The organism is Mesorhizobium sp. M0910 (genome assembly GCF_040319465.1).
In the GTDB taxonomy this organism is placed as follows: domain Bacteria; phylum Pseudomonadota; class Alphaproteobacteria; order Rhizobiales; family Rhizobiaceae; genus Mesorhizobium.
Genome location: NZ_JAMYNZ010000004.1, coordinates 197,176 through 209,293, shown reverse-complemented (window position 1 = coordinate 209,293; position 12,118 = coordinate 197,176). Strand labels below are relative to the sequence as shown.

The 12,118-nt window shown below is 62.3% G+C and carries 12 protein-coding genes and 1 pseudogene; 4 read left to right on the top strand and 9 right to left on the bottom strand.

From position 1 onward, the window contains the following. Positions 1-86: 86 nt before the first annotated feature. A pseudogene (locus tag NKH78_RS11965) lies at positions 87-251 on the top strand (Rieske (2Fe-2S) protein); the annotation flags it as partial. 130 nt (positions 252-381) lie between these two features. After that, complete coding sequence (locus NKH78_RS11960; RefSeq protein WP_352739923.1) at positions 382-1,107, top strand: glutathione S-transferase family protein; 726 nt, start codon at positions 382-384, stop codon at positions 1,105-1,107. On the opposite strand, the gene NKH78_RS11955 is transcribed toward NKH78_RS11960, so the two are convergent. Then, positions 1,055-2,293 (bottom strand): FAD-dependent oxidoreductase, encoded by a 1,239-nt coding sequence (locus tag NKH78_RS11955; protein WP_352882951.1) that lies wholly within the window; start codon positions 2,291-2,293, stop codon positions 1,055-1,057. The two genes, NKH78_RS11960 and NKH78_RS11955, sit on opposite strands and share 53 nt — an antisense overlap. A 74-nt stretch (positions 2,294-2,367) precedes the next feature. Further along, on the bottom strand, positions 2,368-2,778 hold the full coding sequence (locus tag NKH78_RS11950; protein WP_352466906.1) for a winged helix-turn-helix transcriptional regulator: 411 nt from the start codon (positions 2,776-2,778) through the stop codon (positions 2,368-2,370). 136 nt (positions 2,779-2,914) lie between these two features. On the opposite strand from NKH78_RS11950, the gene NKH78_RS11945 reads away from it, so the two are divergent. Then, entirely contained in the window at positions 2,915-3,802 is an 888-nt protein-coding gene (locus NKH78_RS11945; protein WP_352739926.1) for an SDR family oxidoreductase, read from the top strand. A gap of 43 nt (positions 3,803-3,845) precedes the next feature. On the opposite strand, the gene NKH78_RS11940 is transcribed toward NKH78_RS11945, so the two are convergent. The 3 genes from NKH78_RS11940 to NKH78_RS11930 form a co-directional block, all read right to left on the bottom strand. Next, the gene (locus NKH78_RS11940; protein ID WP_352620193.1) at positions 3,846-5,765 is read right to left on the bottom strand and encodes a potassium transporter Kup; all 1,920 of its coding nucleotides are present in this window, start codon (positions 5,763-5,765) and stop codon (positions 3,846-3,848) included. A 158-nt stretch (positions 5,766-5,923) separates the two neighbouring features. Continuing rightward, positions 5,924-7,837 carry a potassium transporter Kup gene (locus tag NKH78_RS11935; protein WP_352505658.1) on the bottom strand — a complete coding sequence of 638 codons (1,914 nt, stop codon included), beginning with the start codon at positions 7,835-7,837 and terminating at the stop codon, positions 5,924-5,926. A 96-nt stretch (positions 7,838-7,933) separates the two neighbouring features. After that, positions 7,934-8,674, bottom strand: a complete 741-nt coding sequence (locus NKH78_RS11930) for a pyridoxine 5'-phosphate synthase (RefSeq protein WP_254818915.1) — start codon at positions 8,672-8,674, stop codon at positions 7,934-7,936. Positions 8,675-8,789: 115 nt separating this feature from the next. On the opposite strand from NKH78_RS11930, the gene NKH78_RS11925 reads away from it, so the two are divergent. Further along, the gene (locus tag NKH78_RS11925) at positions 8,790-9,194 is read left to right on the top strand and encodes a SpoIIAA family protein (protein WP_352739927.1); all 405 of its coding nucleotides are present in this window, start codon (positions 8,790-8,792) and stop codon (positions 9,192-9,194) included. A gap of 6 nt (positions 9,195-9,200) precedes the next feature. Here NKH78_RS11925 and NKH78_RS11920 read toward each other — a convergent pair whose 3' ends face one another. The 4 genes from NKH78_RS11920 to nthA all read right to left on the bottom strand — a co-directional run bounded on the left by NKH78_RS11920 (position 9,201) and on the right by nthA (position 12,082). After that, a complete protein-coding gene (locus tag NKH78_RS11920; protein ID WP_352703591.1) occupies positions 9,201-10,328 on the bottom strand; it encodes an ATP-dependent DNA helicase in 1,128 nt (375 codons plus the stop codon). Positions 10,329-10,468: 140 nt separating this feature from the next. Next, complete coding sequence (locus NKH78_RS11915) at positions 10,469-10,801, bottom strand: nitrile hydratase accessory protein (RefSeq protein WP_352739964.1); 333 nt, start codon at positions 10,799-10,801, stop codon at positions 10,469-10,471. Positions 10,802-10,820: 19 nt separating this feature from the next. Further along, a complete protein-coding gene (gene nthB / locus NKH78_RS11910; RefSeq protein ID WP_352505655.1) occupies positions 10,821-11,480 on the bottom strand; it encodes a nitrile hydratase subunit beta in 660 nt (219 codons plus the stop codon). Further along, positions 11,477-12,082 (bottom strand): nitrile hydratase subunit alpha, encoded by a 606-nt coding sequence (gene nthA / locus NKH78_RS11905; RefSeq protein WP_352505654.1) that lies wholly within the window; start codon positions 12,080-12,082, stop codon positions 11,477-11,479. The genes nthB and nthA overlap by 4 nt, the downstream gene beginning before the upstream one ends. Positions 12,083-12,118 lie beyond the last annotated feature (36 nt).

The window sequence follows — 12,118 nt, the reverse complement described above, 5'->3', positions numbered from 1 at the left end:
GCATCAAGCTTGACGATCGATGCAAATGCATCTATATAGATGCAGTCGCATCAATCACGAGAGGCAAATTCCGATGAAAGTATGAAATCTGCAGGATCGCCGACGTTCCGGAAACAGGCAGCCTGATCGCTCCGTTCTTCGGCCGCGAGGTCCATGTCTACCGCAGCGGCGAGCGTATCCGCGCTGCCGCCAACGTCTGCCTGCATTTCGGTGGTCCGCTCGACTGCAAGGACGGCAAGCTCGTCTGCCAGTGGCACGGCGCCTCGTTCGACATGGCGAACGGTGATCGCCTCGAAGGCCCGGCGTCGAAGGGCTCCCGCCTGATGTTCCTCTCCACCCGCATCGAGGACGGCGCCTTGAACTATGTCTGGGGAGAGTGAGATGACCGGTAAGCTCATCCTCGTCAGCCACCATCTTTGTCCCTATGTGCAGCGCGCGGCGATTTCACTTCGCGAAAAGGGCGTGCCGTTCGAACGCATCACGGTCGATCTCGCCAACAAGCCTGCCTGGTTCAAGGCGATATCACCGCTCGGCAAGGTGCCGCTGCTTCGCGTTGAGCATGACGGCCAGGAAACGGTGATCTTCGAATCGGCGGTCATCCTCGAATTCCTCGAGGAAACCCAGCCCAATCCACTGCATCCCACCGACCCCTATGCCCGTGCCCGGCATCGCGCCTGGATCGAGTTCGGCTCGGCAATCCTCAATGCCGTCGCCCGCTTCTATTCAGCGCCTACGGAAGCCGCGCTGCTCGCTGAAAGCGAGACGCTATCGGCAATGTTCGATCGCCTGGAAGTGGAACGGGCCAATGGCGCGGCTGGGCCAGGCTTCGACGGCGAGCGCTTTTCACTGGTCGACGCGGTCTACGGCCCGATTTTCCGCTATTTCGACGTCTTCGACCGGATCGGCGATTTCGGCATCCTGGACGGAAAGCCGCATGTCCAGGTATGGCGCGAGGCGTTGCGCATACGCCCATCCGTGAAGGGCGCGGTCGCTCCCGACTATCCGCAACGCCTCCATGCATTCTTGCAGGCTAAGGGTTCGCACCTTTCGGAAATCATCCGCCAAGGCGATCCGGCCATAGCGCTTCCGCAAGCCCTATCGGCTTGAATGGATTGATCACCGTTCCTGTAACCATGGAAGCAAGAAACTGCGGCGCCGGCGGGACTTTTGCCAGCGTCGCCACCAGCCTGTCGCGGACGAACGGCATCACAATCGAATCCGACTGATAAAACGGCGTCAGCACCAGCGACAGCGCCTGGAACACCCGCACATGCCATCGCCGCGTCCGGACATAGGCCTCCAGTGCAGTATCGACACGGTCCGTTCCCATGAGTGCGTAGTTGAGCGCGGCTGCATCGAGCAGCGCCATGTTCGCGCCCTGGCCGAGCTGCGGGCTGGTTGAATGGGCCGCATCGCCGATGACAGCCAATAGCCGTCCGGCTGGCGTCTTCATCGTGTGATGGCCATAGCGCGCCAGCGACAGCTGCTCGAAACTGTCGATCTGGTCGATGAAGGCCGCGCATTCAGGCCACAGCCCGACCAATCTCGCCTTCCATGCCTCGAGACCTGCCCCCCAGACGTACTCGGCATCCGCCGGCTTGAGGCTCCAGAAGAATGCCGCCATCTTCTGGGCATCCGGCTCGGGCCGGCCGATTGGCAGCACGCCGATCATCACGCTTGCGCTGTCGTAGCGCTGCAGCAGCGCGTGCTCGTCGAAACCCTCGCCGCGCCAGCCAAGCGATGCCCAGAAAGCGCCATAGGCGAGCGATCGCGGTTCGCCCGGATCGTTCACGCACCGCCGCAGTTTGGAGCGTGAACCGCTGGCGTCCACTACCAGGTCGAACGACCCCATCCGTCGTCCGTTGCGGCAGATCAATGTTGCCCATTCGCCGGCTTCCAGCGTCTCAAGCTCGATGCCTGTCTCAATGTGGATCGCTTGGCGCCGGGCGGCGCGGAAAAGCACGCCGAACAGAGCCGCGCGATGTACCGCCAGCCCGAAACGGCCGCCACGCCGGGCATCGTAGCGGACGTCGAGCACTGTGCGGCCGGTCTTGGCATCTGCAACATGCAGGCGGTCTATGCGGCAGCCCAGCGCCAGAATGTCTTCAAGCAGGCCGAGATCGGCAAGCACCGTCAGCCCGGTCGGCTGCAGGATCAGCCCGGACCCGACCGGTTTTGGCCGGTCGAAGCGCTCGAAGATCGTGACCCTATGTCCGGCGCGCTCGAGATAGAGCGCGGCGGCAAGTCCAGCCGGCCCGGCGCCGGCAATCGCGATGTCCAGAGAATTGGCCATCTGCCCGCCCCAACCCAGGCCGGACAATCCTTCAGCGCTGTCGCTAAATCTAGGCGCCGTCTCGGCCTGGAGGCTCAGCCTTCGGCAGCATCGAAAACCTTCCGCGCCTCGCGTACAGCGCCGTGATTGAGCTCGGCCCATTGGATCAGCTGATGCAAGGGTCCAAACATCGAGCGCCCGAGATCGGTGAGGCTATATTCGACGCTCGGCGGCTTGGTCGGGAAGACCTGGCGATGGACATAGCCGTCGCGCTGCAGATCGTGCAACGTCTGGGTGAGCATGCGCTGTGAAATATCGGGCACGAGGCGCCGCAACTCGCCGAAGCGGTACGGCTTCTCGGCCAAGGCCTCCATCAGCAGCGAACTCCATTTGTTGCTGATCCCCTGGATCACGTCGCGAACCGGGCAATCCGCAAGGTTTCCGCCCCCGCTGCCTGCCTTGTATATCTCGAGCTTCGATCTCAGATTAACGATCTTGCCGTCCATGGCTGGTTCCCTGGGTGTGCCTACCTCCCGCAAAACTGCCTTCTTTACGAGGATGGGTCAATTCCTATTTTAGTGCTGGTCTCTTTTTGAGACTAACATATGCACCCGCCGCTCCGGCGCAACGTCAGGACCCTTCATGACCGACACCCTTCTTGTCACCGGCGCCTCCGGCCAGCTTGGCCGCGGCGTCATCAATCATCTGCTTGACACGCTCATCTCCCCTCAGCGCATCATCGCCGCCACCCGCAATCCGGAAAATCTGGCCGATCTGGCAGCGCGCGGCGTCACTGTCAGGGCGGCCGACTTCGACGACACCGCATCGTTGGCCAGTGCATTTACCGGCGCCGACAGAGTTCTGATCATTTCGACAAACGAGCTTGCCCTTCCGGGCAAGCGCCTGAAGCAACATGAGACTGCGGTCGCCGCCGCAAAAAGCGCCGGCGTTTCGCATCTGCTCTACACATCGATGCCCAATCCGGAGCCAGGATCGCCGGTGCTGTTTGCGCCCGATCACCACGGCACCGAGCAGGCGATCAAGGCGAGCGGCATTTCCTACACCATCTTCCGCAACGGCTGGTACCAGGAGAACCTGTTCATGGCGCTGCCGCACGCCATCGCCTCGGGGCAGTGGTACACATCCGCCGGAGACGGCCGTATTGCCCATGGCGCGCGCGACGATATGGCCGCGGCGATCGCCGCCGGTCTCGCATCGGGGGCAACCGAAAGCACGACATACACGCTGACGGGTCCGCAGGCCTATACGGTCGCTGAAATCGCGGCCCTCGTCACCGAAGTTACCGGCAAGCCAATCGAGGTCGTCCAGCTTTCCGACGAAGCGCTGACCGGGGGATTGAAGGCAGCCGGCGTCCCCGAAGGTTTCGCCCCGGTCATCGTTTCCTTCGACACCAATACCCGCTCCGGCCGCATCAGCATGGTGACGGACGCGATCGAGACGCTGTCTGGCAGGAGGCCGCGGCCGCTGAAGCAATTTCTTGAAGTAAATAAGGCGGCTCTGGTGAGCTGAGCCTGACAAATGGCCGTGCCCTTCGAAGGGCACGGCCATTTGTTCAGATAGCCACCTGCGTCCCGATCTCGACCACCCGTCCGGTCGGGATCTGGAAATATTCCGTTGCATCGGCCGCCGAGCGCGCCAGCCCGATGAACAGCTTGTCCTGCCAGACCGGCATGCCGGAATTGGGCGAGGCCTTGAGCGAGCGCCGCGACAGGAAGAAGGAGGTCGTCATGATGTCGAACTTCCAGCCCTGCTTGCGGCAGATCGCCAGCGCACGCGGGATGTTGGGCTGCTCCATGTAGCCGAAGGTCAGCGTCACCCGCATGAACAGCTCGTTGACGGTCTCCATCTTCACCCGCTCGCTGTCGGGCACGACCGGCTGCGGCGCCGTCACAACCGAAAGGATGACGTTCTGCTCGTGCAGCACCTTGTAGTGCTTGAGGCTGTGCATCAGTGCCGTCGGCGCGCTCAGCGGATCGCTGGTCAGGAACACCGCGGTGCCCGACACCAGATGCGGCTTCTTCTTCAGCAGATTGCCGGCGAGGAAATCGAGCGGGATCTCGTTCCGGCGGGTCTTGTCGAACAAATAGCGGCTACCGCGGATCCAGGTCCACATAGTCATCACGATAACTGCGGCGATGGCAAGCGATGCCCAGCCACCTTCAAACACCTTGACTATGTTGGCAGCAAAGAAGCCGGTATCGACGAAGGCGAACACGGCCATCAAGGCGATCGCGACGCCAAGCGGCCATTTCCAGATGCGCGTCATCACAACAAAAAGCAGCACATTCGTCACCAGCATGTTGCCGGTCACCGAAATACCGTAGGCCGAGGCCAGGCGGCTGGATTCGCCGAAGCCGACCACCAGCAACATCACGACCAGCGCCAGCATCAGGTTGATGCGCGGCAGATAGATCTGGCCCGACTGTTTTTCCGACGTGTGCTGGATGACGAAACGCGGCAGCATGTTGAGCTGCACCGCCTGCCTGGTCAGCGAGAAAGCGCCGGAGATCACCGCCTGGCTGGCGATGACGGTCGCCGCCGTCGCCAGCACGACCATCGGAATAAGCGTCCAGCCCTGGTTCATCTCAAAGAAGGGATGGCCGACAACGCCGCCATTTGCCAGCACGAAGGCGCCTTGCCCGACATAGTTGAGCAATAGACAAGGGAACACGATTGCCAGCCAGGCGAGCACGATCGGCTTGCGGCCGAAATGGCCGAGATCGGCATAGAGCGCCTCGGCGCCGGTGACGGCGAGGAAGACCGCACCAACCGTGACGAAGGCCACGTCGGGCGAGTTGACCAGGAACGACACGATGTAATGCGGGCTGATCGCCAGCAGGATTTCCGGATCGGCGATGATGTGGTTAATGCCGGAAAGGCCGATGGCCAGGAACCATAGCGCCGTGACTGGCCCGAACACCAATCCTACGCCGCCGGTGCCGAACCGCTGTACCGCAAACAGGATCGCCAGGATGGCCAATGTCAGCGGCACCACATAGGGCTGAAATGTCGGCGTGACGACATTCATACCTTCGACCGCTGATAGCACCGAGATCGCCGGCGTAATGACCGCGTCGCCGAAAAAAAGCGCCGCGCCGACGATGCCGATGCCGAGGATCACCGCCGAGCGCGTCGGAAAACTGTTGCGCGCCAGCGCCATCAGCGACAGCACCCCGCCTTCGCCTCGATTGTCGGCACGGAGCACGAACATGATGTATTTGATGGTGACGGTGATCGTCAGCGACCAGATGATCAGCGAGAGTACGCCCAGGATGTCGCCACGGTTGGCGACATTGCCACCGGCTGATGCATGCAACGCCTCTCGGAATGCATAGATCGGGCTGGTCCCGATATCGCCGTAAACCACGCCGAGCGCGCCCAGCATCAGCACCTTGGTGCTGTGCTGCTCGACCTCAGAATGGCTGGATTGTTCGACAGGTTCTGCCTCGTTACCAGCATTGGTAAGGGCCATGGACGACACTCCAATAAGCGCGCGGTGCTCTACGCTTGCTGCGCTGCAATATCAAGTGCCGTCACGTAATGGCTCCGTCCCGATATTGCGAGTCCTCCACGACTTGGCAGACTCAGTCCCATCGGCAGACTACCTGGAATGTCGCAACGGAAACGTTTTTAAATAGCCACCTGCGTCCCGATCTCGACGACGCGTCCGGTCGGTATCTGGAAATATTCCGTTGCATCGGCCGCCGAGCGCGCCAGCCCGATGAACAGCTTGTCCTGCCAGACCGGCATGCCGGAATTGGGCGAGGCCTTGAGCGAGCGCCGCGATAGGAAGAAGGAGGTCGTCATGATGTCGAACTTCCAGCCTTGCTTGCGGCAGATCGCCAGCGCACGCGGGATGTTGGGCTGCTCCATGTAGCCGAAGGTCAGCGTCACCCGCATGAACAGCTCGTTGACCGTTTCCATCTTCACCCGCTCGCTGTCGGGCACGACCGGCTGCGGCGCCGTCACAACCGAAAGGATGACGTTCTGCTCATGCAGCACCTTGTAGTGCTTCAGGCTGTGCATCAGCGCCGTCGGTGCGCTCAACGGATCGCTGGTCAGGAACACCGCGGTGCCCGACACCAGATGTGGCTTCTTCTTCAGCAGATTGCCGGCAAGGAAATCCAGCGGGATCTCGTTCCGGCGGGTCTTGTCGAACAAATAGCGGGTGCCGCGGATCCATGTGGACATGATCAGCCCCATGCCGCAGGCGACCGTGATCGACACCCACCCGCCTTCGAGGATCTTGACGACGTTTGCGAGGAAAAATCCGGTATCGATCGTGCCGAACAGCAGTGTGAGCGCGGCCGCCAGTGCAAGCTGCCATTTCCACCGGAACCGCATCACCACGAACAGCAGGATGGTCGTCATAAGCATTTCGCCAGTCACCGAAATGCCATAGGCGGAAGCCAGCGAACTCGAACTGCCAAAGCCGACCACCAGCAACATCACGCCCAGCGCGACCACCAGATTGACCCGCGGCATGTAGATCTGGCCGGACTGCATCTCGGAAGTGTGCTGCACCTCGATACGTGGCAGCAGATTGAGCTGCACCGCCTGACGGGTCAGTGAGAAAGCGCCGGAGATCACCGCCTGACTGGCGATCACCGTCGCTGCCGTGGCCAGCCCAACCATGGGCATTAGCGCCCAATCCGGCAGCATCTGGAAGAATGGATTGGTGGGTTTGCCGCCGTTGGCAAGAACGAACGCGCCTTGTCCGAAATAGTTGAGGAGCAAACAAGGAAACACGACAGCAAACCATGCCAGCACGATCGGCCTGCGCCCGAAATGGCCGAGATCGACATAGAGGGCTTCGGCCCCGGTGACCGCCAGGAACACCGCCCCGACCGTGACGAAAGCGCCGGTGGGCGTATTGGCCAGATAAGCGACTGCGTAATAGGGATTGACCGCCAGCAGGACCGACGGATCGTCAAGCAGATGGTAGACCCCGGCGGCGCCGATGGCCAGGAACCACGCTGCCGTCACCGGCCCGAACACGGCCGCCACCCTGCCGGTGCCGAACCGTTGCACGGCAAAGAGCATTGCCAGGATGACAAGAGTGATCGGAACGACAAAGGTTTCGAGCGTCGGAGCCATCACTTCCAGGCCCTCGACAGCCGAAAGCACGGAGATGGCGGGCGTTATTATCGCGTCGCCGAAAAAAAGCGCCGCGCCGCAGAGTCCGATCCCCAGAATGAACGGGGCTCCCTTTGGATAAGCACTACGCGCAAGCGACATCAGCGACAGCGTGCCGCCCTCGCCCTTGTTGTCGGCTCTGAGGACGAAAGCGACGTACTTTATCGTGACGATGATCGTCAGCGCCCAGACGATAAGCGACAGTACGCCGAGGACGTCGTTGCGCGCGACCGGTCCCGACGACGCGTGCAGTGCTTCCCGAAATGCGTAAATTGGGCTGGTGCCGATATCGCCGTAAACCACGCCCAACGCGCCCAGCATCAGCACCTTGGTGCTGTGCTGCTCGACGGTGGAGTGGCTGGATTGCTCGATGGGTTCTGCCTCGCTACCAGCGTTGGCAAGGGCCATGGACGACACTCCCATAGACGTTCGGTGCTCTATGCCGCGGGGATGGAAAGGGCGCGCTGCCATGCCGGGGACGCAGGGCTATCGGCTCGCCTCTCTCTACCAGCCACAAGCCTTCAGAAACCGCCTGACCGTTCCAGCCATGCCATACTCCAACGCATCGGCTGTCAACCCATGCCCGATCGACACTTCGGCCAATGCCGGGATGCGCCTGGCCAGTGCCGGCAAATTGCTCACCACAAGGTCGTGCCCGGCATTGACCTGGAGCCCTGCGGCCAGTGCGGCATCCGCCGTCTTTCCCAATTTCTCCAATTCCTTCGCCGCTTTTGCCGAATCGGAATGATAGCTGCCGTACGGACCCGTATAGAGTTCGATCCGGTCGGCGCCGGTGTCGCGAGCGGCTTTCACGCCATCGGGGTCAGGATCGGAAAACAGCGACACGCGAAAGCCTCCCTTCTTCAGGCGCTTGACAACCGGTGTCAGGAACGCAGCCTCGGCGGCGAAGTTCCAGCCATGATCGGAAGTCGCTTGCGCCGGGTCGTCGGGCACCAGCGTCACCTGCTCGGGCTGATGCTTTTCCACAAGCGCCAGGAACTCCGCGGTCGGATAGCCCTCGATGTTGAATTCCGCATTCGGGAACTCGTCGTCGATCAGCGCCCTGATCTCAGGCAGGTCGGAATGCCTGGTGTGCCGCTCGTCGGGTCGCGGGTGCACCGTCAGCCCGTGCGCGCCGGCGGCAAGGGCAATGCGTCCAAGCCCGGTCACGCTTGGCCACGGCAGGTCCCGCCGGTTGCGCAGCATGGCGATGGCGTTGAGGTTGACGGAAAGCTTTGCAGGCATTTGCACGGTTCCAGGCTGATCTCGGCGCGCATCTATACCGCCTTTAAGCGGAACAGACAGAGGGTTTCAGGTGTTCCAAGGTGAACGAAGAAAATCGAGCGCAAGGAGTTCCCTGTTGAATTTTCTCGATGCCGTGCCGGCGATCCGCCGCATCGATACCGATCGCGAAGACCTCCTCGCCATCGATGTCGTCGGCCATGTCGCAGCGGCCGACGCCGAAAACCTGTTCGGATTGCTGGAAGCGGCCTACGCGCTGCACTCGAAAATCGACGTGCTGGTGCGCCTGATCGATCATGAGGGTGTCGACTGGACCGACGTATCGGACGAGACGATCGAACAGGGCATAGCTCATGCAGTGGAGCATATCGGCCGCTGCGCCGCGGTCGGTGAGCCGAACTGGATAGCCGAGGCAAGAGCCTTTCTGCCTGCCTCTGTGCCTATCGAACTCCGGCATTTCGAGGCCAAGGACGAGGCCGCCGCTTGGGAATGGCTTGGCGCCAACCCGATCACCCAGCGCTGATGCGGCCTATCGGACGATCGTCAGCCGTTCGGCCGCGCGCGTGATAGCGGTGTAGAGCCAACGCTGCCGGGTTTCCTTGAACGCCCAGCTTTCGTCGAAAAGCACGATCTCGTTCCACTGCGACCCTTGCGCCTTGTGCACGGTCAGCGCGTAGCCATAGTCGAAATCGTCGAAACGCTTCTTCTGCTGCCAGGGAATGTCGGCGTCCGGATCTTCGAACGCCGCCTTGAGCAGCTTGATCTTGGCGACGCCGCGATCCGGGTCGTCTTCCTCCGGCGAAACCAGCAGATTGATGCCGGGCTTGACCGTCTCGCGCGACGAGGTCATCACCTTCCACAGCGAGCCGTTGAGCAGTCCCTTGGCCGGATCGTTGCGCAGGCAGACCAGCTTGTCGCCGGCTTGCGGATAATCGGCGTTGAACCCCTTCAGCTCGCGCAGCCGCTGGTTATAGCGGCGGCGCGTGCGGTTGGTACCGACCAGCACCTGGTCCGACTTCAGCACCAGTTCCTGGGTGACGTCTTCCTTGCCGATCACTTGCGCCGCGCCATAGTCGCCGCGCATGAACTCGCGGCCCTCGCGCACGTCCAGCGCCAGCCTGATGATCGGGTTGTCGCGCGCCTGGCGGTGGATTTCGGTGAGCAAAATGTCCGGCTCGTGGTCGGTGAAGAAGCCGCCGCCGGAGATCGGCGGCAACTGGCCGGGATCGCCAAGCACCAGGATCGGCGTGCCGAAGCTCATCAGGTCACGGCCAAGCTGCTCGTCGACCATCGAGCATTCGTCGATGACGACGAGCTTGGCTCGCGAGATCGGGCTCTGCCGGTTGAGCGAAAAGGTCGGCGACATCGAGGTTTTGCCGGTCACCTCGTCCGCTACCGATTCCTCGCCTTTCGGCCGGTAGATCAGCGAATGGATGGTACGGGCATTGACCGCGCCCTTGGAACGCAGCACCTGCGCCGCCTTGCCGGTAAACGCGGCGAACTGCACCTGGCCGTCGACATGCTCGGCGAAATAGCGCGCCAGCGTCGTCTTGCCGGTGCCGGCATAGCCGAACAGCCGGAACAGCTGCGGCTTGCCGGCTTTCAGCCAGCCGGCCACTGCCTTCAGCGCCTCGTCCTGTTGAGGAGAGAATTCCATCAGCGCGACAGACCGGATTCGCGAGGGAAAGACAAGGTGAGTGCCATCACCATCAATTTCACCGCCGGCAACTGCGCCGCTGCGACAGGATTATCAGTGCCGAACAGGAACGTAAAGAGAACAAACCAGGCGACCGCAGCTTACCGAGCCCGCTGTGGATCGTTCTCCAGCAGGATCGGCTTGCCATGCGGCGTTGCGTGCGCGGCGCGTTCCCAGGCAGCGGCAATGGTGTCCACGTCTTTCTTGCCGGCAATGCCTTTGGCCGACAGCAGCTTTTCCAGCGCCGCCAGCCAGTGCTCGTAGTAATCGCGACCGTCGCGCGCGGCGCCCGGCCGCTTCACCTCTGCCGACAAAGCATCCGCCCATTCGCTCCACGAAAACAACCCGTTATCGTGCAGTGCTACCGTCATGGCAAAGGCCTCTGCCTGCCACGGCTCGGCAAACACAGGCGCCTCGACACCGGCTGGCGACATAGCGGCGATTGAGCTCGTCTCACGCCGACTCAAGGTAGTTCTCCCACGCATCGATCGAAACGACAAGTGTCGGGTCGGCGCCCTCGCCCCAGATTTCGCTGCCGGTGAAGGCCACCGTATAGACCCATTGCGGGTTTTCACCCTGGCCGTGCGCGTTTGTGTCGGGAAAAACAAAGCCGCCGCGCACAGCCTCGACGACACCTTGCTTGCCGCGTGCATAGCGCGGGAGCCTGGTGTGGCCCGTCGGATGGAAATTCTTCGTACGCACAGTGTCGCCCGCCTTGAACCGCGCCGGCGTAGCGACCGGCCGGTCGCAAGGCCCGCCCTTGGCCAGCACCGCCGGAACATCTTTAGCCTTCAGCACCCGTTTGGGTGTCGCTGCAGGGTCGACTGCGTCGCCCGTGGCCAGGTCGCGGTCGCCGACGAAACCATGGCGCTTGAGCAGCACCTCCAGCGCCTTGATCCATATCTGGTAGTAGCTGGAGGCATAATAATCCGCTGGATGCAGCGATTCCCGCGCGTGCCGGCTCTCGTCGATGTTCCAAGCGCCCATGGCGCCGGCGCACAACGTCACGCCCAGCGCCCGCCTTTCCCAATCGGTATGGAAATAGGGTTCGTCCGGTTCTGGCGCGACCGGCCCGAAACCCATCTGGCCGCCGAGATCCTGCGGCCCGTTCATGCCGGCTCCCGCGCCAACGCGGTGCCGATCATGGCATTGCGCGTCACAAGATCGGCGAGCCGTGCCTCATCCCAGCCCTCGGTGCCCCTTGGCTGCATAGGCACCACCAGATAGCGAAGCTCGGCGGTCGAATCCCACACCCGGATTGTTGTCGTCGCCGGCAAGATCAGCCCGAATTCCTCGAGCACGCCGCGCGGATCGATCACTGCGCGCGAACGGTAGGGCGGCGCCTTGTACCAGACCGGCGGCAGGCCGAGCACCGACCACGGATAGCAGGAGCATAGCGTGCAGACGACGAGGTTGTGCGTGTCGGCCGTGTTGAAGACCGCCTGCATGTGCTCGCCTTGCCGGCCGGTGTAGCCGAGCGATTCGATTGCTGCCGTCGCGTCACACTTCAGCCATGCGGCAAACGCGGGATCAACCCAGGCTTTCGCCACCACCTTTGCGCCGTTGCGCGGCCCGATCTTGGTCTCGTAGGTGTCGACAATGACATCGATCGCCGCCGGATCGATCAGGCCTTTGCGGGTGAGAATCGTCTCCAGCGCGCGCACGCGCGCCGCAAAAGGATCAAGCTCGTTGTCATGGTGGTGATTATGCGGCATGGCGTCAAATTACGATCGCGGACCCCCGGCCGCAAG